Source organism: Actinoallomurus acanthiterrae, assembly GCF_054775715.1.
In genome coordinates this window covers 6,955,594-6,976,330 of record NZ_BAAHCO010000001.1, presented here as the reverse complement: position 1 = coordinate 6,976,330, position 20,737 = coordinate 6,955,594, and the positions used below count along the sequence as shown (strand labels likewise).

General features: G+C 66.1%; 23 protein-coding genes and 3 pseudogenes. 14 read left to right on the top strand and 12 right to left on the bottom strand.

All coding sequences use genetic code 11. The features are described 5' to 3' along the window. Positions 1-42: 42 nt before the first annotated feature. The 8 genes and pseudogenes from ACYVF7_RS32865 to ACYVF7_RS32830 all read left to right on the top strand — a co-directional run bounded on the left by ACYVF7_RS32865 (position 43) and on the right by ACYVF7_RS32830 (position 5,977). Complete coding sequence (locus ACYVF7_RS32865; RefSeq protein WP_460348369.1) at positions 43-210, top strand: hypothetical protein; 168 nt, start codon at positions 43-45, stop codon at positions 208-210. A gap of 79 nt (positions 211-289) precedes the next feature. Beyond that, positions 290-567: pseudogene (locus ACYVF7_RS32860) on the top strand (ISAzo13-like element transposase-related protein); the annotation flags it as partial. A gap of 141 nt (positions 568-708) precedes the next feature. After that, positions 709-1,449, top strand: coding sequence for an SDR family oxidoreductase (locus tag ACYVF7_RS32855; protein ID WP_460348367.1), 741 nt, complete (start codon positions 709-711; stop codon positions 1,447-1,449). Between the two features lie 45 nt (positions 1,450-1,494). Beyond that, the gene (locus ACYVF7_RS32850) at positions 1,495-2,457 is read left to right on the top strand and encodes a sigma-70 family RNA polymerase sigma factor (protein ID WP_460348365.1); all 963 of its coding nucleotides are present in this window, start codon (positions 1,495-1,497) and stop codon (positions 2,455-2,457) included. A 214-nt stretch (positions 2,458-2,671) separates the two neighbouring features. Beyond that, positions 2,672-3,400 (top strand): SDR family NAD(P)-dependent oxidoreductase, encoded by a 729-nt coding sequence (locus tag ACYVF7_RS32845; RefSeq protein ID WP_460348363.1) that lies wholly within the window; start codon positions 2,672-2,674, stop codon positions 3,398-3,400. Positions 3,401-3,779: 379 nt separating this feature from the next. After that, entirely contained in the window at positions 3,780-4,571 is a 792-nt protein-coding gene (locus ACYVF7_RS32840; protein ID WP_460348361.1) for an SDR family NAD(P)-dependent oxidoreductase, read from the top strand. A 541-nt stretch (positions 4,572-5,112) separates the two neighbouring features. Continuing rightward, positions 5,113-5,559: an SRPBCC domain-containing protein gene (locus tag ACYVF7_RS32835; protein ID WP_460348359.1), complete on the top strand. Its 447-nt coding sequence runs from the start codon at positions 5,113-5,115 to the stop codon at positions 5,557-5,559. A 43-nt stretch (positions 5,560-5,602) separates the two neighbouring features. Continuing rightward, on the top strand, positions 5,603-5,977 hold the full coding sequence (locus ACYVF7_RS32830; protein WP_460348357.1) for a hypothetical protein: 375 nt from the start codon (positions 5,603-5,605) through the stop codon (positions 5,975-5,977). Between the two features lie 449 nt (positions 5,978-6,426). On the opposite strand, the gene ACYVF7_RS32825 is transcribed toward ACYVF7_RS32830, so the two are convergent. Beyond that, positions 6,427-6,702 carry a transposase gene (locus ACYVF7_RS32825; protein WP_460348354.1) on the bottom strand — a complete coding sequence of 92 codons (276 nt, stop codon included), beginning with the start codon at positions 6,700-6,702 and terminating at the stop codon, positions 6,427-6,429. A gap of 167 nt (positions 6,703-6,869) precedes the next feature. Between ACYVF7_RS32825 and ACYVF7_RS32820 the strand changes: the two are divergent. Then, a pseudogene (locus tag ACYVF7_RS32820) lies at positions 6,870-7,067 on the top strand (IS256 family transposase); the annotation flags it as partial. A gap of 68 nt (positions 7,068-7,135) precedes the next feature. On the opposite strand, the gene ACYVF7_RS32815 reads toward ACYVF7_RS32820, so the two are convergent. From ACYVF7_RS32815 to ACYVF7_RS32805, 3 genes are read right to left on the bottom strand one after another with little or no spacing between them, the layout of a single operon-like run. Continuing rightward, on the bottom strand, positions 7,136-7,948 hold the full coding sequence (locus ACYVF7_RS32815; RefSeq protein WP_460348353.1) for an NmrA family NAD(P)-binding protein: 813 nt from the start codon (positions 7,946-7,948) through the stop codon (positions 7,136-7,138). Between the two features lie 34 nt (positions 7,949-7,982). Continuing rightward, positions 7,983-8,381 (bottom strand): PPOX class F420-dependent oxidoreductase, encoded by a 399-nt coding sequence (locus ACYVF7_RS32810; RefSeq protein ID WP_460348351.1) that lies wholly within the window; start codon positions 8,379-8,381, stop codon positions 7,983-7,985. A gap of 28 nt (positions 8,382-8,409) precedes the next feature. Further along, positions 8,410-9,807: a DHA2 family efflux MFS transporter permease subunit gene (locus tag ACYVF7_RS32805; RefSeq protein ID WP_460348349.1), complete on the bottom strand. Its 1,398-nt coding sequence runs from the start codon at positions 9,805-9,807 to the stop codon at positions 8,410-8,412. Between the two features lie 112 nt (positions 9,808-9,919). On the opposite strand from ACYVF7_RS32805, the gene ACYVF7_RS32800 reads away from it, so the two are divergent. Next, positions 9,920-10,570: a TetR/AcrR family transcriptional regulator gene (locus ACYVF7_RS32800; protein ID WP_460348347.1), complete on the top strand. Its 651-nt coding sequence runs from the start codon at positions 9,920-9,922 to the stop codon at positions 10,568-10,570. Here ACYVF7_RS32800 and ACYVF7_RS32795 read toward each other — a convergent pair. After that, on the bottom strand, positions 10,493-10,840 hold the full coding sequence (locus ACYVF7_RS32795) for an IS3 family transposase (RefSeq protein WP_460358235.1): 348 nt from the start codon (positions 10,838-10,840) through the stop codon (positions 10,493-10,495). The two genes, ACYVF7_RS32800 and ACYVF7_RS32795, sit on opposite strands and share 78 nt — an antisense overlap. Before the next feature lie 524 nt (positions 10,841-11,364). Here ACYVF7_RS32795 and ACYVF7_RS32790 point away from each other — a divergent pair. Continuing rightward, complete coding sequence (locus ACYVF7_RS32790; protein WP_460348345.1) at positions 11,365-11,517, top strand: hypothetical protein; 153 nt, start codon at positions 11,365-11,367, stop codon at positions 11,515-11,517. On the opposite strand, the gene ACYVF7_RS32785 is transcribed toward ACYVF7_RS32790, so the two are convergent. Beyond that, the gene (locus tag ACYVF7_RS32785; protein WP_460348343.1) at positions 11,514-12,509 is read right to left on the bottom strand and encodes a zinc-dependent alcohol dehydrogenase family protein; all 996 of its coding nucleotides are present in this window, start codon (positions 12,507-12,509) and stop codon (positions 11,514-11,516) included. The genes ACYVF7_RS32790 and ACYVF7_RS32785 overlap by 4 nt on opposite strands. A 132-nt stretch (positions 12,510-12,641) precedes the next feature. Here ACYVF7_RS32785 and ACYVF7_RS32780 point away from each other — a divergent pair, with 132 nt between their 5' ends. Beyond that, entirely contained in the window at positions 12,642-13,568 is a 927-nt protein-coding gene (locus ACYVF7_RS32780) for an AraC family transcriptional regulator (RefSeq protein ID WP_460348341.1), read from the top strand. A 351-nt stretch (positions 13,569-13,919) separates the two neighbouring features. Here the strand turns inward: ACYVF7_RS32780 and ACYVF7_RS32775 are convergent, their stop codons facing one another. Next, entirely contained in the window at positions 13,920-14,243 is a 324-nt protein-coding gene (locus ACYVF7_RS32775; protein ID WP_460348339.1) for a hypothetical protein, read from the bottom strand. A gap of 35 nt (positions 14,244-14,278) precedes the next feature. Here ACYVF7_RS32775 and ACYVF7_RS32770 point away from each other — a divergent pair, with 35 nt between their 5' ends. Beyond that, positions 14,279-15,004 carry a PhzF family phenazine biosynthesis protein gene (locus tag ACYVF7_RS32770; RefSeq protein ID WP_460358232.1) on the top strand — a complete coding sequence of 242 codons (726 nt, stop codon included), beginning with the start codon at positions 14,279-14,281 and terminating at the stop codon, positions 15,002-15,004. Here ACYVF7_RS32770 and ACYVF7_RS32765 read toward each other — a convergent pair. The 5 genes and pseudogenes from ACYVF7_RS32765 to ACYVF7_RS32745 form a co-directional block, all read right to left on the bottom strand. Continuing rightward, positions 14,893-15,534 (bottom strand): annotated as a pseudogene (locus tag ACYVF7_RS32765) (transposase); the annotation flags it as partial. The gene ACYVF7_RS32770 and the pseudogene ACYVF7_RS32765 sit on opposite strands and share 112 nt — an antisense overlap. Before the next feature lie 470 nt (positions 15,535-16,004). Then, a complete protein-coding gene (locus ACYVF7_RS32760) occupies positions 16,005-17,084 on the bottom strand; it encodes an SDR family NAD(P)-dependent oxidoreductase (RefSeq protein WP_460348337.1) in 1,080 nt (359 codons plus the stop codon). A gap of 42 nt (positions 17,085-17,126) precedes the next feature. Continuing rightward, the gene (locus tag ACYVF7_RS32755) at positions 17,127-18,350 is read right to left on the bottom strand and encodes an MFS transporter (protein WP_460348335.1); all 1,224 of its coding nucleotides are present in this window, start codon (positions 18,348-18,350) and stop codon (positions 17,127-17,129) included. Positions 18,351-18,469: 119 nt separating this feature from the next. Continuing rightward, positions 18,470-19,123, bottom strand: a complete 654-nt coding sequence (locus tag ACYVF7_RS32750; protein ID WP_460348333.1) for a VOC family protein — start codon at positions 19,121-19,123, stop codon at positions 18,470-18,472. Next, entirely contained in the window at positions 19,120-19,566 is a 447-nt protein-coding gene (locus ACYVF7_RS32745) for an SRPBCC domain-containing protein (RefSeq protein ID WP_460348331.1), read from the bottom strand. The genes ACYVF7_RS32750 and ACYVF7_RS32745 overlap by 4 nt, the downstream gene beginning before the upstream one ends. A 262-nt stretch (positions 19,567-19,828) precedes the next feature. Here ACYVF7_RS32745 and ACYVF7_RS32740 point away from each other — a divergent pair, with 262 nt between their 5' ends. After that, positions 19,829-20,566 carry a winged helix-turn-helix transcriptional regulator gene (locus ACYVF7_RS32740; RefSeq protein ID WP_460348329.1) on the top strand — a complete coding sequence of 246 codons (738 nt, stop codon included), beginning with the start codon at positions 19,829-19,831 and terminating at the stop codon, positions 20,564-20,566. Positions 20,567-20,737 lie beyond the last annotated feature (171 nt).

Genomic DNA, 20,737 nt, shown 5'->3' with positions numbered 1-20,737 from the left:
TTCCAACGGACCTGGGGTATATCGCGCTTCACCGCCTTGGCCGTGGGGACCATCGTCTACGCCAAGGCCGGCGCTGCGGTGGTGTGGTGGTTCAGCGCGATCGCCGGCACTGCCGCCGCTCTCGCAGTGGGTGCCCTGGCGCCCCGAATCACCCGTCGCACCGCCATGCAACTCACGACCACTGCGGAATCGGCGCCCGCCGCCGCGTGACGACGAAGCGGCCGTGGCCTCCGCCCAAGACGTCCTCAAGAACACCCGGTTCCTGACCGCGGGTGAAGCACACGATGGGGCTCTTCAACCTGTTGCGGTCACGGTCGCCACCCATGAATTCCCTGACCCGCAACTCGGCAAGGCCACCCGTACGGCATCTACGACCTGACCGCTGATAGCGGCTGGGGCAACGTCGGCGCCGACCACGCCACCGCTGCGTTCGCCACCGAGTCCATCCGCCGCTGGTGGAACGGCATAGAACAGCCGACCTGCCCTTAGGCGAGGCGGCTACTGATCACCGCGGACGCGGGTGACTCCAACGGATATTGCACCCACGCATGGAAGGCCGAACCCGCGGCGCCCTGAGAGCGTCGGATCCAAACTGGCCGCGTCTTTGTGACCCACATCACTCATCTGGTGCGGGTTGCGGCGACGGATTCTCCATCAGCGGCTGGTCTAGATACCGACTGAACTCGACCACGACACTCGGAGCGTCTGATGTCCGATTCCTTCAAGATGGCCGTCGTGACCGGTGCCGGCCGTGGCTTCGGGCGCGCGATCGCCGCCGCGCTCGTCGCCACGGGCACCGGCGTCGTCGGCATCGCCCGCGACGAGCGGGAACTACGTGCCGTAAGTGAGGAACTCGGAGAAGGCTTCACCCCCGTCGCCGCCGACGCTACCGACGAGGCGCTCGCGCAGAGCGTGATCCGCAAATACCGCCCCGGCCTGCTCGTCCTCAATGCCGGGGCCAGACCGCACATGGCGCCCGTGCATGAGCAGACCTGGGAGACCTTCAGCGGTAACTGGCACGTCGACACCCGGCACGTCTTCACCTGGACCCGGGCGGCGCTGCTCGAGCCGCTAGCGCCCGGCAGTGTGGTCCTCGCGATGTCCAGTGGGGCGGTCGTGGCCGGGTCCCCGCTCAGCGGGGGGTATGCCGGCGCCAAGGCCGCGATCCGGTACATCAGCGGTTACGCCGCCGAGGAGTCGAACAGGGCCGGGCTCGACATCCGCTTCGTCGCGCTGCTTCCGCAGCTGACGCCGGCAACCGGCCTCGGGGCGGAGGCGGTCGCCAACTATGCGGCCCGTCAGGGCGTTGACCAGGACACCTTCACCCGTGGCCTGCAGCCGATCCTCACCCCGGAGCAGGTCGCTAAGACGGTTGTGGACCTCACCGGCGACCGCGACAGCGCTCCGGCCTATCTGATCGCCGGTGCCGGGCTGCGCCCGCTCGACTGACCCCTGCCTATCGTGATCAGCAGCATACCCCTGGGAGAATCCGCGATGCCGTCGGACGCCGAGTTCGCCGCCCTGGCCGAGCCGTTCCGGCCGGAGCTGCTCGCGCACTGCTACCGGATCCTCGGCTCGATCCATGACGCCGAGGACCTGGTGCAGGAGACGTACGTGCGGGCGTGGCGGGCGTTCGGCCGGTTCGAGGGCCGCTCCTCCGTACGGCGATGGCTGTACAAGATCGCCACCATGGCCTGCCTGACGGCGCTGGAGAAGCGCGCCCGGCGGCCGCTCCCGTCGGGGCTCGGCCCACCCTCGGACGATCACCGGGTGGCTGTGGCCGAAAGCGAGCCGTCGGTGGCGTGGCTGCAGCCGGCACCGGACGCGCTGTTCGCCGCCGGAGACCCGGCGGCGATCGTGGCCGGCCGGACCGGAGTGCGGCTTGCCTTCATCGCCGCGCTCCAGCTTCTGCCCGCCCGGCAACGGGCCGTACTCACGTTGCGCGACGTGCTGGCCTTCCGTACCGACGAGGTCGCCGAAATGCTGGACACCACGACCGCGGCCGTGGACAGCGCCCTGCGCCGCGCCCGGGCTCGGCTGGCCGAGGCCGGACCGGTGCAGGACGACCTCGCGGAGCCGGACGAGGCGGCCCGGCGGGCCCTCCTCGACGACTACGTCGACGCGTTCACCCGCGCCGACCCCGACGCCCTGGTGGACCTGCTGCGCGCCGACGTCGAGCTGGAGATGCCGCCGATCCCGACCTGGTTCACCGGCCGGCCCGCCGTCCTCGGGTTCCTCGCGAACCGGGTTCTGAGCAGGGAGCTGTGGCGGCTGGTCCCCACGAGCGGCAACGGTCAACCCGCCTTCGTCATTTACGAACGCACTGGCGACGGCCAATACGAGGCATACGGCATCCAGGTGCTGACCCTGATCGGGACCCGGATCAGTCGCATCACCGCGTTCATGAATCCGGACCTCGTACCAATCTTCGGGCTCGCGCCCGAACTCGCGACATAGACCGGGCGGCTACGCGAGTGGGGAACTAGGTCCTTGCTCGTAGGGCTGGTGTGTCCGTGGTTACTAGCGGATGCACGTTCGGATTGGAGACCGGGGCTGCAATGTAGGCGGGGCTTCCGCCGCTCATTGGGGCCTCGGGTTGGAACACCCGGCCGAGGCGCGTCATCCCGGCGTGTCCGGCCTATACCCCGCATGGGAAAAGGAGATCGTCATCATGGCGACAATCGCAGACAAGGCAGTTCTCGTTACCGGCGGTAACCGCGGTATTGGGCAGGCGTTGGTCGAGGAGGCCCTGAGGAGAGGCGCGAGCCGGGTGTACCTCGGTACGCGTACCCCTGTGGACCATCCGGATGGGCGCGTTACGCCTGTGACCCTGGACGTGACCGACAGGGGCCAGATTCGGCTGGCTGTGGATGCGGTCGAGTCTCTCGATATCCTCATCAACAATGCCGGCATCGCGCTTTACGACGACTTGAGCGACCGTCACGTCCTCGAGCAGCACCTCGCCGTCAACCTTTTCGGCACCTACGACGTTACCCAGGCGTTCCTGCCGTTGCTGACACGTTCTGGGGGAGTGATCGTCAACAACCTGTCGGTCAACGCCTTCGCTCCCTTCCCGGTCATTCCGGCATACTCGATCTCCAAGGCGGCTTTGTTCAACCTGACGCAGTCGCTGCGTGCACTCTTGGCCGAGCGGGGCGTGAGTGTTCATGCCGTCCTTACCGGCCCCGTGGACACCGATATGAGCCGGGACGCCGACATACCGAAGGCATCGCCGGAGGCCGTCGCCCGCGGAATCTTCGATGGGGTGGAGAAGGAAGAGGAGGACATCTTCCCCGATTCGATGGCTGAGACCATGGCTGAGAGCTGGCGCAGCGGCGCAGCGAAGGCGCTCGAGCGTCAGTACGCGGAGATCGCCAAAATGGCACGCACCGCCTCATAAGCAAAAAGAAGCCGATGGCACCGGCGCGGCCGTGCGGGCTGCGCCGGAGCCAGGGCGGCGATCAAATCTATCGCCTTCTGCGTCACGCAGAGCAGACCAGTGTCGTCTCGATGCCGCCGAAACTCTGGTCAACTCCCGATCTCGACGCGGTCGCCCACGCCGCCCGGAAGAGGACGGTGCGGCCACTTCTGCCAAGAGGCCGAGGATCGGTGGCCGCCTCGGAGCAGGCCGGTGCCAATGCCTGTTTCTGTGCCCTGTCGAGCATGCGCGCGCTGCAGTGCGGACAGGAGGGCATACATACCGCAGTATCCGAAGGAAAATTCGATTCTACGCTGAGTGTCAAGGATAACGGCCGCCATGGCGGTGATTGGAGAACGTAATGTCTCTGGAAAATAAGAACGCGATCATCTATGGAGCCGGAGGAGCGGTCGGTGGCGCCGTGGCCCGCGCCTTCGCTTGCGATGGCGCACGTGTCTTTCTGACCGGACGAGACCTCGGCGCAGTCGACGCGCTCGCGAAGGAGATCTCCGCTGCCGGCGGAGTGGCTGAGGCGGCCGAGGTCGACGCGCTCGACGAGGATGCAGTGGAGAGTCACCTTGACGCCGTGGTGAAGAAGGCCGGGACGATCGATGTCTCGTTCAACGCCATCGGGATTCCGCAGCAGGGCATGCAGGGAATCCCTCTCACCGAGCTCTCGGTGGAAAGCTTCACACTGCCGATCACCACCTATTCACAGGCTCATTTCGTGACCGCAAGGGCGGCCGCTCGCCGCATGATCGAGCAGCGGCGTGGGGTGATCTTGATGAACACGCCGGAGCCGGCCCGTTTGGGTGTGCCGTTGCTTGGTGGCATGGGGCCGGCATGGGCGGCGCTTGAAGCGCTCAATCGTGAGCTCTCGGCCGAGTACGCGCAGTATGGCGTCCGTTCCGTCTGCCTGCGCACGACGGGCATGGAGGAGACATCGACAATCGACGTCGTTTTTGGTCTTCATGCCAAGGCGCATGGGATCACGCAAGAACAATTCACGGCCTCGGTCTCCGGTATGGCGCACAGGAAGCGCGCGACGACACTGGCGGAGCTCGCTGATGTCGCCGTTTTCATTGCCTCCGATCAGGCAGCCGCCATGACGGGTACCGTAGCCAACTTGACCGGCGGAATCATCGTCGACTGAACAGGTATCAGCCGGGCAGCGCGATGGCCTCTCAGTTCGACAGGGACAAGGTGTCCAGTCAGAACCTTCTCGGCCTGACAGGCCATCGTTGTCCGTCCGACATGCTGGCGTCCTGGCCGTGTTCGCCCAAGACCAGCGGGGCATCGAGTCGATTCACTGGATCCGCAACCCCGTATGTCGAAAGGTTTGCCGGTGACCCGGCAGTTCCCCGCCAAGCAGGTTGTGGCCCGCCGGTTGCGGGCATGTGTCCTGGAGGCGGGAGTGCTGGCCTCGGGGGCCGCCGAACTCGACTCATAACTTTCGCTACCACTTCGCGGCGCTTGAGTCATCTGGTCGCGTGACAGAGCCGACCCCGCCCGCGGCGCCAGCGTGTGTTGATGGATGCGTGGAATTTGTTGCCCGTTCGACCGGCCTTTGAAGTGTACGGCCAGATGAATTAGCGCAGGAGCAGAGTGCAACTCTAGGGTTGCTTTTGAAGGAATTGATGCGCAACCCTGGGGTTGCGCCCTTGGTCTTACGTCAACCGTTAAGGAGTCTCCTTATGAGCGAGGATCGAATCGAACGCGACATTTTGATCACGGCATCTCTGGAGCGGGTCTGGTCGCTGGTGGCCGAACCCGGGTTCTGGATAGCCGACAAGTCGACCCTGCCCGGCAGGGTGGCCAAAGAAGGCGAGTCGGTGGTGGCGAGAAACGCCGAGTTCGGCGATTTCCCGGTGCGGGTGGAGAAGGTCGATCCGTCGTCGTACCTGGCGTACCGCTGGGCCAGCGCGTTTCCAGGGGAAGAGCTGCGCGAGGAAAACAGCACCCTGGTGGAGTTCACGTTGTCCCTGGAAGGGGACAAGACGCGGATCCGCGTCGTCGAGAGCGGGTTCGCGTCGCTGGCCGGATCCGAGGAGCTGCGCCGCCAGGCGGTGAAGTTCAATACCAGCGGCTGGTCCTTGTCGTTCGACGCGCTCAAGAAGCGCGCCGAAGAGTCATCGGCATGACGGGCGAACGTCGTAGCGTCGTCGCGGCGGCCGGCAGCGCTGGGTGCCACGCCGGCTGCTTGATCTGCTCGCCGCACAGGGCGAGGCCACCGCGACGACGCTCGTCGAACGACTTCCCGTCTCGCGGCGGGCGGTGGTGAAGTACCTCGGGGTCTTGGGCGCGAGAGCCGGGGGAGGGGATGCCGTGGACCAGAACCAGGAGCCGGCATTGCCGCGCTGGGCGGGTACGCCGATCCGGGGCATGACCGTCGGCCAGTTGGGCGATGTGGTCGCCTACCTGCGCGCAGCCACACGCCGCGACGAGGTGCTGATCCGGGCGGTGCAGACCGAGCTGACGTTCCGCCAGGCGGGGATCCACCACGAACCCGGCCCCGCCCCCGCTCCGGCGGACCCGCACGTGTCGACACCAGGCGGCTGAACCCATCCGAGGGGAGGGGCTGACCCAGGGACGGAGAGGGGGTGCGCTGGGTTCCCGGGGTCGGCCCGACGGCTCAAGGGGGCTGGTCATGGTCGCATGGGGGTGGCCGAATTAGGGGCGCCCACAGGCAACGGCGAACTGTAGGACCACGCCGTGCTGTTGATGCGCGCCCTCGCCCTGGAGGCCGGTAGGACCATCGCCTTGCGACTGTGAGGCGGTCGATATACCTAGATTCCGAGGGCAGGTAAAGGCATGCTGGCTGAGGCTGTGTTTAATAGCGATGAATTTCCGGCGAAGGAACGGTTCGAGGCCTGGCGTAACTTCTTGATGCATACATGTGCACCCATGACACTGTCCCAGGCGGGTCGCACATCGGGACAAGCCACCAGCACCTGCCGGGGCAGCAAAGAAACGAGCGAACCCACCGGGAACAGGCACGATCGTGGCATTCACGCGAAGAAAACCGCCGCCTTCTTCAGAATCTCCCGCACCTCACGGAGCTGACGGACCTCGCGGCGCAGCCGGGCGAGCTCGTCCTTTTCAGCGCTGGTGAGCCCGTCCTTGCGGCGGCCGTCATCGCGGTCGGCTTGGGCCACCCAGTTCCGGATCGACTGGGCCGTCGGCTCGAACTCGGCGGCCCAGTCGATCCGGAACTGGGTGGCCCGCACCAGCTCCACCAACTGTCGTTGGTACTCCCGCGGATACGGCGGTCGTGACATCGGCACTTGTGAACCCCTCCCGGGACCCATCGTCCCGAGCGATCAGTTCGTGTGTCCACAAGACCGGGGCAACATCATGTCAGCGACAACGCCGGGAATCTTCGCCATTGCCGCGAACAGCGCGCTCCGTAGCTTCGGCTGAGTGGCGGTGGAGGGGCCGAGCAGGTCGGTGATCTGTCTCCATGCGCGGTCATCCGCCGAACCGTGCCGGCAGTCGGGCCGCAGGGCTGGCCATGGTCTTCAAGCTGATCAAGTACGCACAGGCCCGCAGGCGCGCGGTCAACGCCCCCCAACTTGCCGCCTTGGTCCGCGCGGGCGCCCGCTTCGAACGCGGAGCGTTCGTCGAGCGACGAGCCGAGAACGCCGCCTGAGTGATATGTATTCCGAACGGATCAGGTGACCGCGCTCCCCTCCTGAGGCGTGGTTTCAGCTCGAGGGGTTAACGGAAGTCTGTGGTGTGGTCGAGTGCCCACTGTGCGAAGGTGCGTGCGGGTTGGCCGGTGATCTCCTGTACGGTCGTGTTCACGGGCACAGGTCGTGCGTCGGTGGCGGCGAGGTACCTCAGCAGCGCATCGGGGATCTTCTCGTGTGCCTGTTTCGGCGAGAGTTCCTCGCACCGTATCGGCTCACCAATCGCTTTGCCGATGAGATCCACCTGCCGCTGTTGGGACAGCGATTCGGGTCCGGTCAGGACGTAGCTTGCGCCTTGATGGCGGGCATCGGTCAGCGTACACACCGCCACTGCGGCGATGTCGCGTTCGTGGATCGGGGCGGTGTGGGCACCGGGGTAGGGAATGTGTACCGCGCGGTGGGCGCGGATGGCCGCCGACCACTGCAACGTGTTGGTGGCGAAGGCGCCGGGACGGATGAATGTTGAGGGTATGCCGGAGTCGGCGATGGGATGTTCCACCGCGAGGTGCCGCTGGGCGATCGGGTTCGAGGCGGCGTTCGGCGATACGACCGATGAGGATGACAGCAGTACGATCTGCTCGACTCCGGCATCCTTGGCGGCGTTGACGAACCCATCGACGCCCTGTGGTTCGGCGTAGAGGAACACCTTGCGTATGCCCTTCAGGGCCGCTGGCAGTGTCTCTGGTTTTGTGAGGTCGGCGGCGATCGTCTCGACCCGTTCGGGCAGGTGGGTAGAGGCTGGATCGCGGCTGGCGGCGCGGACCGGGACATTTGCGGCGAGCAACGCCTCGATGACATGGCGTCCGACATTGCCGCGCGCTCCGGTGATCAAGATGGTCATGGACTCCCCTTCATGGTGGGTGGAAGGCCGAAACTCACTGCCCGGCTTCGGATGTTGTCGTGTCCTCGTCCTGGAGGCCGAAGCTGATGATCCGGTGCGGGTGGATGCGGATGATCTCGCCGGAGAAACCCGGCGTCGGCGGCTCCTGGTCGTACAGCGCCTCGGCATGACCACGGATCTCGACGCACCGGACGCACCATGGGCGGAATGAGGCGATGTCATCGACGACGAAGGCGACCTTGTCGTTGGCTCGAACATTCCGGAATTTCCGGCTGGCGCCCATGGCGTGTCCGCCGATGTCGGTGGCGCCGAGCCCGCCGTTGCAGCGGAAGGACACCGGATTGTTCTGCTGTGCTCCGTTTGCGTCGACGGTAGCCAGCCAGCCGAGCTTCTGGGTGGCCGGGTAGTCCAGTTCGGCCTCAGCGAAGAACATGCTTCATCTCCGATCCATTTGTCAGGGTCTATTTCCGGCGTTCGATCACTGTGAGCAATGTGGTCGGCAGTGCGGCGAGGGCGGCGACGGCCAGCACCCACCAGAATGTGGTGGCGAACGCCGCCGCCTGCGCGGTCCGGCCTGTCGCCCCACGCAGCCCGTGCTGCAGAACGACGGTGAGCACCGCGGTCCCGATCGAGCCGCCGACGCGCTGCAGGATGTTCAGTTGCGGCGTCGCATCGTTGATCTTTGCTGCGGGGAGCGAGCGGTACGTGGCGGTCATGGCGGGCATCAGTGAGATCCCGACGCCGAAGCCTCGGACGAGCATTGCGGCACCCAGCGCGAGACAGGACGTATCCGCCTTAATTAGGACGAACGGCATCGTGGCCGCGAGACTGATCCCGGCTCCGATCAGCGACGTAAGCCCAGCGCCGAGCCGCTCGGTGAGCGGTGCCGACAGCCGGTTCGCGACCGCCGCGCCCAGGCCGGACGGGGCGAGAAGGAGGCCGGTGGCGATCACGCTCTCGCCCCGGACCAGCTGAAAGTAGAGCGGCATCAAGATCACGCCGCCGAACAGCGCGATGCCGAGGCTGAACGCGGTGAGCGACGCGGCGCCGAACGAGGCGTCGCGATACAGACGAAGGTCCAGCAGCGGATCCGAGACGCGCAGGGCACGTAGCACGAACATCGCGAGCAGCACTACTCCGCCACCCAGCCCGAACACCGTCGCCCTTCCCACCCCACCGGCGGTCGCGACCTCAGTCAGCCCGTAGGTGAGTCCGACCATCCCCGCAGTGATGAGGAGCAGCCCGGGAACATCGAGCGGACCGGCGGCCTGTGCCTGGTCGCGGGGCAGCAACCGTGTCGCGAGGATGACCCCGATGATGCCGGCGGGCACGTTCAACCAGAAGATCGACTGCCAGCCGAGCTCCTGCACCAGCAGACCGCCGAGGGTGGGCCCGAGCATCGGCGCCAGGACGATCGGCATACCGACGGCACTCATCACCCGCGCCATCCGCTCCGGGCCGGCCATCTTCGCCCAGATCATCGTACCGACCGGCGTGATCATCCCTCCGCCAGCGCCCTGCAGGACCCGAAAGGCGATCAGCTCGCCGGCGGATCCACTCAGTGCGCACATCGCCGATCCCGCGGTGAACACCGCGAGTGCGATCACGTACAGGCGGGCCGCACCCACCCTCCTCGCCGCCCAGCCAGTCACTGGGATCACCGCGGCCAGCGCGAGCAGGTAGCCCGTGACCACCCACTGGATGTCGTCCAGCGATGCGTGCAGGTCTACCGACAGTGTCCGCAGCGAGACGTTGACGATCGTGGAGTCGAGAAACGACAGGCTCGCCCCGATCATCACCACCGCGATCGCTCGGCGCAGTTCGGGCGGGAGCCGCAGACGAACACGCCCAGTCGGCACGTGCTGAGCTTGTGGTGTCACGACCCGAGATGCTTATACAGATGTCCGATAAAGTCAAACAGACGTCCGAGAGGTTCGGCGGTGTGTCTAGCGCCAGGGATATGCTGGTCTGATGGAGAACGCACGTCGCAGAAGGTCCCCCACCCCGCAGGAGCGCCGGATCGACGCTGACCGCTCACGGCGCGTTCTGCTGGATGCGGCGTTGGAGGAGTTCGCTGACAAGGGGTTCGCAGGCGCGCGGGTACGGGAAATCTCGGCTCGGGCCGGCGTGAGCAAGGACCTGATCAACTACCACTTCGGCGGAAAAGAGGGGCTCTACGCTGAGGTGCAGCGCGCCTGGCTGCGACGTGAGGACACCTTCTCCGACCCTCAGCTTCCCCTCGCCGAGAACCTCACCCGATACCTGCACGACGCCATCGGCGATCCGCGCCCGATGCGCCTGCTGGCCTGGCGCGGCCTGACCGGAGACAACGAACAACCCCCTGACCTCACTGACACCGAGGACCTGTCAGGCATGCGCCGACGCCAGGACCGAGGCGAGCTCGCCGCTGAACTCGACCCCGCCACCGTGCGGCTGGTCCTGCTCGGCGCGATCGCTGCCCCGATCGTGCTACCGCACATGGCGCGGAAAATCTTCGGGATCGACCCCCGCACCCCCGAGTTCGAAACCCGCTACGGCAAGGGACTACGCCACCTGCTCAACCACCTCGCACCCCCCTCGCCCGGACAATCCACGAACAAACCGACAACAAACGACGAGTAGAAGCCGCCAGCCACACCCGCCTCCCCCCGAAAACAGGTCAGGGCCGCCTGCAAGAGTTGGCAACCAACGCCTGGAGAACCCCGGGCTGGCCCGCTTACCGCGGCGTTGCAGCACTGCGTGCACACGCCGATATCCATAGGTCTCAGGGTGGGCGTGAAAGATCGTAGCGATCATCGCCTTGAGGCGTTCGCGCCGTTCGGCGGTCGCCGATGCGGGCTGGTGCCGCCATTCGTAGTAGCCCGATCGCGACACGCCCAGCCATGCGCACATGTCCACGATCGCATGATTGGCCTTCTCCGCGTCGATCAGCTCGTAGGCGGCCGTCACCGATTCTCGGACGCGAAGAAGACCGCGGCTTTCTCAAGAACACGACTGCCTCGCGGAACTTACAGTTCTCCTCCTCAAGCTGGAGTTCCCGCTCGCTTTTGTCTTGGGCCGCCTCGGGTGCATCCCCGCCGTGCCGGCGCTTGTACGCCGCCACCCAGTTTCCCAGCGTGGTGTCGTGGATCCTGAGTTCTCTCACCACCATGCGCGACTGGGCATGGCCCATCCAGCACCATGCGGACCGCTTCGTCCTTGAACTCCCGCGTGAACGTCCTACCGCGAGCCAGTTACCTTTCCCTTCGAGACCCCCCAAGCCCACTTGGAGACGCTGTCCGAAGAATCCGAGGCACAGCGCGGCTAACCGTAACGGTGACGGCAGTGCCGAGGACGATCGGCAGCGTGCTGACCGCGATGAGCACCGCTGGGTCGCGGTGCGATCGACGAAGACGTCTGCAGCGAGCCGGAGGGCGATGGCGGGCAGGGCGCTGAGCGATAGCGAGGCTCCCGGCTACGGCGGCGCGGGTGCGGTGGGCGGACGCGACGCCGTGCTCGAAAGCGTGCCGTGGCCGGTATCGATGACGGCGGCGCAGGATCAGGCTGCGATCCTGCGCCTGCATTTCTAGTGTTGGACGGTGAGGATGATTTTGCCGAACTGGGTGTTGGACTCCAGGTGCTGGTGGGCTGCGGTGACGTCGGTCAGGTCGAACGTGCGGTCGATCACGGGGCGGAGGGAGCCGGTGCGCAGGCCCGCGTTGATGAAGTGCTTGGCGTGGCGTAGCCGTTCGCTGTCGAGGGTGAGTTCGGTGAACGCGTAGGTGCGGATATTGCGGCCGAGGAAGTCGGGCGCGAGGGGCATCGGCGCGGGCGTCGGGTCTAGCCAACCGTAGAACAGGAGAGCGCCGTCCGGAGCGACTGCCTGAATGAGGGTGTTCACCGCTGGTCCCATAATGGCGTCAACGGCCAGTTCTACGCCCCCGCCGCCGGTCACGGCGTGGACTTCCTTGACAAGGTCTTCCTCTTCTGTGGCGATGACATGGGCGGCGCCTGCGTCCAGTAGTCTTTTCTTCTTGACGCTGGTTCGGGTGGTGGCGACGGGAATGGCGCCGATGTGGTTGGCGACCTGGATGGCGGCGAGGCCGACGCTGCTGGACGCCGCGTTGATGAGCACGGTGTCGCCGGGCTTGATTCCGCCGAACTCCACCAGGAGGCCGTAGGCGGTGGTGTAGGCCATCCACGTGGCGGCACCGGTCACCGCGTCGACGCCGTCGGGACGGTTCACCAGGGCGTGCGCCGGGAGGATGGCCGACTCCGCGTAGGTGCCGTACTCGGTCATCAGGAACGTGGGCACCGTGCTGACGGCGTCGCCGGGCGCGAAGCCGTCGACACCGTCGCCGGTGGCCTCGACGACACCGGCGGCCTCGTACCCAAGCCGGGACCCGGGAAGGTTCGGCTGGTAGACGTAGGTGCCGGACCGGAAATTCGACTCCGCCCGGTTCAAACCGATCGCGTCGACGCGGATGCGGACCTCGCCCTTTCCTGGTTCGCTCAGCGTCACCTCCTCCAGCCGGAGGACCTCCGGTCCGCCGAGTTCGTCGAAGAGCACTGCCTTTGTCATTGCGGACTCCCTATCGTGCCGCCCGCGCTGATGCGGGCCAGGCATCATCACCGTAGGAGCACAGAACCAAGGCGTTCAATAAGTGGTCGTCTCGCATGGCCAAGCGATCGTCTATGTATTTAGACTTCAGTCATGGATGTCCTTAGCGACGCGATCACCGTCATGCGTACCGGTCGGCCGCATGCAAACCGCCATGAGCTGTTCGCTCCGTGGGGCATGCGCTTCACAGCCGACGATGGCGGTGCATTCCATGTCGTGCTGCAGGGGTCATGCTGGCTGCTGCCTCCGGACGACGCGCCGCCGATCCAGCTCAGTGCCGGGGACGTGGCGTTCCTGCACGGCGCAGGCGCACACGGGCTGGCCGACAGTCCCGCCAGTCCATTGGTGGAGTTCGATCTGCGGCGCCAGGAGATCCGGCCGGGCGGTGACGGCGCCCTGACGACCGTGTTGTGCGGTGCCTATCTGCTGGACGGCAGCAGGATGCATCCGTTGCTGTCAGAGGTCCCGCCTGTCGTTCATCTGCCCGCACGGATTGGACGCCATCCGTCGCTGCGTGCCGCCGTCGACCTGCTCGGCGGCGAAGTGGAGCGGCCGCGCGCTGGGGCGGGGGCCATCGTGCCCGCGCTCCTCGACACGCTGCTGCTCTACATTCTGCGGGCCTGGTTTGAGGAGCGGGCCGAGGACCCGGCGGCCACCGGCTGGACGATGGCGCTCGCCGACCCGGCGATCACCACGGCCCTCACCGCCATCCATCACGCCCCCGAGCGGCAGTGGACGGTCGCCGAACTCGGAGCGCGGGCGGGGCTGTCTCGGGCGGCCTTCGCCAATCGGTTCACCGCGCTGATCGGCCGGCCTCCGCTGACCTATCTGACCTGGTGGCGCATGACGATCGCGGCACGGTTGCTGCGCGACTCGGCCACGCCACTGCGCGTGGTCGCGCGGCAAGCCGGGTACTCATCGGACATCGCGTTCGCTGCCGCGTTCAAACGCGAGTACGGCATCACCCCCGGCCGCTACCGGACTACGTATCCAACCACCGGACGGTCAGGTGAGGCGTAACACGCAGACGCGTGTAGAGCACCGTCATGCTTCCACTCGCCAGTATCCGCAGGCCGTCACTCTGAACGCCGCCAAGAGCTTCTCACAGGTGATCCTTTGAGGCCCGACTCGCCGGCCGACGCGGTTGGGGCAGCGGCGCACGCAGGACCAGCCGGGCACGACGGATCCGTACCCGAACTGGCGTGTGTCCCTCGCCGATGCCCAGGGCCGCCCATGCTCAGCGGATGCGCAGCCGACGGAACCAGTGGAGCAACGCGATGCTCTAGTCGACGAACCACCGATGGAGACCCAGGCCTGAACTGTGTGATGTCTGCCGACGGGCGACCGCGCAGACGGTCGCCTGGAACAGGTCTACGTCGCGTAGTGCCGAACCGGCAATGAGGGCGCCTCCACACCCGCGGCAATGAGCGCGACAACGGCCCAGAAGTCATCAGAGAAGTGGTCCAGCCGTGGCTGAAAACCTGCGTATTCGCAAGCGAGGACTACCACTTCGTGGCACGGGTTACCGGGGTAAGGGCCGATCCAGGGTTCGTCCGCGAGAGCGACCACCAGAATGGTCCTGACGCCGTCGCTGGGAAGGACCTCGAAGCCGGCCTCGGTCATCCGCGAACGGAACAGCACGGCGTTGTCGGCCAGCGGGTGCGCATTTCCCCTCAAGTCCCCCGGCAGGTCCAAGACCTTAAAGGGAGCCGGCGACGATTACCGAGGCGATGGAATTGGAGAACAGATTAGGCTCTGGGGCCGTGTTCGGTTCTGCCAACAGGCTGAGGGCTATGGCGACGCACCATGAGGCAGGCTCGGTGTCGATTGAGGAAGCCTTGATCACGCGTGAGTTCCGGCAGGTCGACGTGTTCACTCACGAGCCGTACCGGGGGAATCCGGTAGCGGTCGTGCTGGACGGAGAAGGGCTGTCGGCTGAGGAGATGCAGCGGTTCGCGCGGTGGACGAACTTGTCGGAGACGACGTTCGTGCTGCCGCCGACGGTGCCGGACGCCGACTATCGGGTGCGGATCTTCACGCCGGCCAGGGAACTGCCCTTCGCGGGGCATCCGACGCTGGGGACCTGCCATGTGTGGCTGTCGGCCACCGGCGACCAGCAGCGTGATGTGGTCGTGCAGGAGTGCGGTGCGGGGCTGGTCACCGTGCGGCGGACCGGTGACGGGCTCGCCTTCGCCGCGCCGCCGCTCGTACGATCCGGGGCCGTCGATGAGACGCTGGTCAGGAAGATCGCGGCGATCCTCGGTATCGGCCGTGACGAGATCGTTGACGCGCAGTGGGCCGACAACGGTCCTGGGTGGGTGGCGGTGCTGCTCGCCGACGCCGATGCCTCGCTGTCACCCACATCGAAGCCCAGGACTCCGCGGCGTCTGTCGGCGGCGACTCCGGCGACGATGGCCTGGGAGACCACGCGGTGGTCGACGCGGGCCTTGCAGTAGGTCGCGTCGAGGAAGACGTAGCGGAACGGCTGGTCGGCCAGGGACCGGTCGCGGAACGCGGCGACCTCGACATCGAGTTCGGCGCAGATCCGGGAGACTTCGGATTTGGAGATGCCGGTGTCGGCGCCGAGGGTTTTGACCAGGTCATCGACTTTGCGGGTGGAGGTGCCGTGCAGGTAGGCCTCCATGATCACCGCGAACAGGGACTGGTCGACCCGCCGGCGGCGTTCCAGCAGCGAGGGAGAGAACGACCCGGACCCCAACTTGGGGATCTGCAGCTGCAGGTCCCCGGCGGTGGTGGTGATCGTCTTGGGTCGGTGCCCGTTCCGCAACGCGGTCCGGCCCTCGGTGCGCTCATGCGGGGCCGCTCCGATCACCGCGGTCAGCTCCGCCTCGAGCAGGGCCTGGTAGATGGTGGTGGCCGCCTGGCGGATCCGTTCTTCGACATCGGCGCCTTTGAGTGCCTCGAGCACCTCGAGCACCTCGAGCACCTCGAGCACCTCGAGCAGGGCAGACCGGCCCAGAGCCATCGTGTGATGTGTCTCTTTCGCGAGAACCATTGGCGTGGTCTCGCCGACCATCACACGATGGCTCCTCCCCAGCGTGGTCACCACGCCGAGAAGGCCCGCCATTTACACCACAAGCTGGGACGTCACCTCCCGCGGGTCTCGGTTTGGATGCTCTGGTGTGAGGCGCCGCCGAAACAGGCGATTCTGGTGTGGGGTTCGGTTTCGCGGGCAACTGCATCGACTGGTTGTCAACCCGGTCCAAAATGACCTGTACGTCACGGGTGGGTTCGTGCACCGCTGAGCCGTTCACGAGGGTGCGCAGCCATGACCGGGTTGACGTCTGCCAGGATTAGGCCTTATGGCCGAAGCAGCGCGAGGAAGCGTCGCCCGCCTGCGCCGTTTCGCCGTACAGGCGCCCGCGATGCATCAGGTGCGCCTACGTAGGCATTGGTGATCTCTTTTTCAACTACGTTTACACCTCGAAATGAAACTCAATCCACAAGTGCGCCGCCGGACAGATTGGCAACTGTTCCGGTCATGGCTCCAGCACGATCTGACGCCAGGAACGCGGCCGTCTCTGCTATCTCAGAGAGCGTAGGCAGTCTTTTTAGAAGCGTCCCCTGCACCATCCCCCCGCCTTCGAGGAATTCCTGGACCGACTGCCCGGCCGCTGCCGCGGATTGTTTGAAGAGGTCCTTGGTGTAGGAACCCGCTGCCGGCGCATCGATAACAGCGTGTGGACGGATGTCGATGACCCGGATATTGCTGGGTGCTAGTTCCGCGGCCAGAAGCCGCGAGAACGCCTCCTTCCCGGCGGAGCTCACGCCGTGTCCCAAGATGCCGCCTACAGCCAGTTTGGCACCCGGCTCGGACAAAGTCAGGATGACGCCAGGACGCTTGCGACCCATGTGCCGTGCCACAGCCTTGCTTGTGATAAACAGCGTCTGTAGAAAACCATCGATCGGCCGCATGAACTCCTCCAGCGAGAGGTCCGCTAGCAAAGTCCCCTGGTCGTGCATGACGCTCACGGCGTTGAGGGCGATGTCGATGCTGCCGGCCTTCGCTGCGACCGCATCGGCGTGCTTTTCGACGGCCTGTTGATCGAGCACATCAACTTGCGCGGCCTCGACCGTTCCGCCCGTGGCGGCGATATCGCGCGCCACGGCGTCGAGCTTCGCCTGCGTCCGCCCGGCGATGAAGACCCTTGCGCCTTCCCGGGCGAATACCCGTGCGATGGCGCCGCCGATAGCGCCCCCGCCTCCATAGATCACAGCGTTCTTTTTCCCAAGCAGCGCTACTGGCTGAGTACTCATCTGCATCATCCTGCTCCATCTCGAGGAATCCCTCGCGCTAAGGCTGGTCTGATAATTGATCTTTTGGCAGGTCGAGGTGAGTTGACGGACGCGGCGTGAGAGCGGATAGGGCCCCTGTTGCCGCAGGTGGACGGGCGTGGCCGTCCGTGGTGCGATCACCGGCAGGCGGTGGTCAAGCACCTCGCCGTGCTCGACGCCGCCGGGCTCGGAATGCGATTCGATTCGGTAGCGCGGTGGTGACGGGATCGGGGCCACCACCGTGCCAACTGAGGGGTGCGAGAAGTGGTCTGACGGGTTGTGTTATGCGGGTTCGGGTACGGATTGGGCGGTTGCCGGCGACGACTCCTCGACCATCGGTGGCTTCAGGAAGCTGGTCCCCCAGGCGACCGCGATGGTGACCACGGAGAAGATCAGGCCGGTGATCACGGTGGCGGAAGCGCTGTGGTGGTCGATCGCGATACCACCGGCGAACGCGCCGAAGGCGATACCGACGTTGGCCGCGGAGACAGGCAATGACTGCGCGAGCTGGCCACCGGGGCCGGCCAGGCTGATCACCCGAACCTGCAGTGAGGGCACGATGCTGTAGAAGGACAGGCCCAAGGCGAGCAGCGTGAGCGCCACGAGCGCAGCGATCGAGCCGACGAGGTAGAGCGCCAGCAGGGAGACCGCGATGCCGATGGACCCGATGATCAGGGTGCGCCGGGCGTTCCGGTCGGCGAACCTGCCGCCGCCGAACGAGCCGACCGCCGTGGCCGCACCGTAGGCCAGGAGGAACACGCTCAGCATGGCTCCAGAGATGCCGGTGACGCTTTGCAGGAATGGCACGAGGTAGGTCAGCGCCGCGAACACCGCCGAGAACACGATGAAGTTCAGGAACAGCACGGCGAGCACGCTGGGGGCGAACGCGTACTTGGCCTGGTGGCCCGCACCGGCGCCGGCGGACGGCACGGACGGGATCAATGCCACCGTACCGATCAGTGTCACCACGGCGCCCGCCACGATCGCCATGAACGAGCCGCGCCAGCCGAGGGTCTGACCGACCAGCGTGCCCAGCGGCAAGCCGAGCGCCCCCGACACCGCGACACCGGAGACGACGATCCCGATCGCCTGGCCCATGCGCTCTGGCGGGACGACCGACATCGCCGCAATGAACGCACCCGCGATGAACAGGCCCTGCGACGCACCGATGACGAAGCGCAGCACGAGGAACAGGGCGTAGACGTGGGTCAGCACCGCGACCAGGTTGCACACGATGAACAGCGCGACCGCGCCGATGAGGACGATCTTCTTTTCCAGCTTGATCGTCAGCGCGGTCAGGATCGGACCACCGATGGCAAGGCCCAGCGCGTACACGGTCACCAGGGTTCCGGCCGCGGGGATGGTCACGTGGAGGTCGGCGGCGATCCGGTTCAGCACGCCGACCACGAGCAGTTCGCCACTGCCCAGTACAAACATTCCTAGGAACAGCGTGGCCAGTGCCAGGTTGGCCCTGCCTGGGCTCAGCGCCGTTTGCTGGGTACTCATGTGCACTCTTCGTTCTTGTCGTGTTGCGTGGAGTCGTCTCAACGAACGGGTGGAACCTGCGTGCCTGGCGCGACCGAGGATGGCCACGGTCCTGTCATGGGGCTGGAGGACGTCTGGTCTCAGGCGTCCTTCTTCCACTCGATGATCTGGAGGAGGTTCCCGTCGGGGTCGGCGAACGTGCCGAACTTGCCCTTCGCCCGGTCGTCGACCGAGATCCACTCCACGCCGGCCGCATTCAGCTGGGCCTCCATGGCGTCGAAGTCGTCGACGTGGAAGTTGATGATCGTGCGACCCGGTTCGTTGTTCTTCGCCTCGACGTCGTCTCGCCCGTCGATGACCAGTAGGAAGCCGCCCAGGTCGATCGCGCCCTCGCCCGTGAACTCCGGCGCCAGCGCCTTGATGTACCAGGCCCGCAGCTCGGCGGGACGGGTCGTGCCGAGCAGCATGCTTCCGGGCTTCAGTGTCGTCATGTCGATTCTCCTTGTTGTGTGATCACAGGTCGCGGCAGGGGCAATCGCCACACCACGCGTCCCGGTGCTACTTGATTCGAGTTCGGCTGCCTTGGCGGCGCGCTTGATGGCCGCCAGCCGGCGGTCCCAGTCGGCTGCGAGCGAGGACATCCACCGCGTGGTGGCGTCCAGGCCGGCGGGCCGCAGCGAGTACCTCACCTCGCGTCCGACCCGGCTGCCGACGACGAGTCCGGCGGCGTCCAGGACGGGGAGCCGCCCGGCGAGCGTCGTCGCGGTGGCCGCGCCGTCGGATTCCGCCCTCACACAGTCGACTCTTCGACGCGCTTCTTCGCCGAATTGAGGACCTGCGGCCAGCCGCTGGAAAGGTCCTTGATCGTCCTAGCGCGCACCTTCTCGGACACGGCCAGCGCGGCGAAGCCGCTCTCGACTACGGTGAGGCGGGTCTTGTCGCCCTCGGCGGACAGCGTGAACTCCACAAGGGTGCTGTTGACCTCGGTCAGTTCCTGGCCGGGGGAGGCGGGGGACCAGCGGTACGCGACGTACGACTGCGGCTCGACCTTCACTACGCGCACCGGGAAGTCGCCGTGCTCCGGGTTCTTGGCCACCGTCGACTCGCCCTCGACGGCGGTGGTGCCCTTGATACTCTCCGGGTCGGCCACCCAGAAGCCGGGTGCGGACACCAGCGACCAGACGCGCTCGGCCGAGGCGTCGATCAGGGTGTCGCGCTCGATCATGTCTTTGCTCATTGAGGAAACTCCTTCAAGTGCCAGGTCGCCAGATGGGCTAGTGATCTCGATGTGGACATGTGGCTGCCCCATCGATCTGTCCTCTCCGTGCGCCGGGAGGCCAGGGGCGAGGGCCCTCATCGCTGGCGCGGCCGTCCTGGGCCCAGTACGGCCATGCGAGCCAACAGTAACCACAGCCAGCTGTAAAAAACAACTAGTTATAGTTGTAAAAAACAACCGAATGCCATGGTAGGTTCGGATCAGTTGGACGAGGAGAGTGGTCATGCCAACCAGCCGTAGCTATCGGGACTCATGTGGGATTGCCCGGGCCCTCGACGTCGTGGGGGAGCGATGGGCCCTGCTGGTCGTGCGCGAGCTGCTCTTGGCGCCTCAACGTTTCTCAGAGCTGCGGCATGCTCTGCCCCACGTCAGCTCGAACCTGCTCGCAGACCGACTCCGAGAACTCGAACACAACGGGGTGATCCGCCGTAGACCGGCACCGGCGGAAGGACCGCGGGTCTATGAACTGACCGAATGGGGCCGGAAGCTGGAACCGATCCTGCTAGCTCTGGGCGACTGGGGGATCGACGCACCGCAACCCCCGCCGCCGACCGCGCTCAGCGCTACCTCCGTGCTGATCTTCCTGCGAGGTGCCGCTCGCCCCGACCCCGCAGCACCTCCAACGACTTGCCGTCTCGAGCTCGACGGTCGGGTTTGGACGGTCCGCCTAGCGTCCGGACGGGTTGAGGTGCAGCCCGGCGAACCTGCAACGGCAGACGTCTCGCTTCGTACAGAGCCCAAGACGCTCAGCGCCCTGCTGGCCGATCCAGCCACACTCGCAACCGCATGCGCCGACGGCAACGTCGCCGTCGTAGGAGATCTGTCGGCCATCGGTCGGCTGCTGCAGGCGGTCACCGACCCGTGGCCCTCCGGCGATCAGACGAGTACCTCTCAAGAAGCGCCATTCAGAAGTGGCCGGTCCCCACACCCGGTAGATGTCCAGTCCGGTGACCCTGCGTAGAAGTTCGGGGAACTCGCCCAGGCGTCCCCGCCAGTCGGCATTGAGGATCTTCCAGTTGGTCAGGTTCGGCGATGGCGCGTTCGACGGCGGTCCCGAGCACTGTTGCTCACTTCAAAATGGGCGCCCGCTGATCCGAAGATGCTCCCCGCGCCGGTGGATGGCCTGCTTGGC

Bases quoted from the DNA above. Each gene is read 5' to 3' on its own strand.
- ACYVF7_RS32770 (WP_460358232.1), top strand. From the start codon at position 14,279: ATGGAATTGGAGAACAGATTAGGCTCTGGGGCCGTGTTCGGTTCTGCC.
- ACYVF7_RS32845 (WP_460348363.1), top strand. From the start codon at position 2,672: ATGGCGACAATCGCAGACAAGGCAGTTCTCGTTACCGGCGGTAACCGC.
- ACYVF7_RS32800 (WP_460348347.1), top strand. From the start codon at position 9,920: ATGGAGAACGCACGTCGCAGAAGGTCCCCCACCCCGCAGGAGCGCCGG.
- ACYVF7_RS32740 (WP_460348329.1), top strand. From the start codon at position 19,829: ATGCCAACCAGCCGTAGCTATCGGGACTCATGTGGGATTGCCCGGGCC.
- ACYVF7_RS32795 (WP_460358235.1), bottom strand. From the start codon at position 10,840: ATGTGCGCATGGCTGGGCGTGTCGCGATCGGGCTACTACGAATGGCGG.
- ACYVF7_RS32755 (WP_460348335.1), bottom strand. From the start codon at position 18,350: ATGAGTACCCAGCAAACGGCGCTGAGCCCAGGCAGGGCCAACCTGGCA.
- ACYVF7_RS32745 (WP_460348331.1), bottom strand. From the start codon at position 19,566: ATGAGCAAAGACATGATCGAGCGCGACACCCTGATCGACGCCTCGGCC.
- ACYVF7_RS32785 (WP_460348343.1), bottom strand. From the start codon at position 12,509: ATGACAAAGGCAGTGCTCTTCGACGAACTCGGCGGACCGGAGGTCCTC.
- ACYVF7_RS32815 (WP_460348353.1), bottom strand. From the start codon at position 7,948: ATGACCATCTTGATCACCGGAGCGCGCGGCAATGTCGGACGCCATGTC.
- ACYVF7_RS32855 (WP_460348367.1), top strand. From the start codon at position 709: ATGTCCGATTCCTTCAAGATGGCCGTCGTGACCGGTGCCGGCCGTGGC.
- ACYVF7_RS32835 (WP_460348359.1), top strand. From the start codon at position 5,113: ATGAGCGAGGATCGAATCGAACGCGACATTTTGATCACGGCATCTCTG.
- ACYVF7_RS32780 (WP_460348341.1), top strand. From the start codon at position 12,642: ATGGATGTCCTTAGCGACGCGATCACCGTCATGCGTACCGGTCGGCCG.
- ACYVF7_RS32850 (WP_460348365.1), top strand. From the start codon at position 1,495: ATGCCGTCGGACGCCGAGTTCGCCGCCCTGGCCGAGCCGTTCCGGCCG.
- ACYVF7_RS32810 (WP_460348351.1), bottom strand. From the start codon at position 8,381: ATGTTCTTCGCTGAGGCCGAACTGGACTACCCGGCCACCCAGAAGCTC.
- ACYVF7_RS32840 (WP_460348361.1), top strand. From the start codon at position 3,780: ATGTCTCTGGAAAATAAGAACGCGATCATCTATGGAGCCGGAGGAGCG.
- ACYVF7_RS32790 (WP_460348345.1), top strand. From the start codon at position 11,365: ATGGCGGGCAGGGCGCTGAGCGATAGCGAGGCTCCCGGCTACGGCGGC.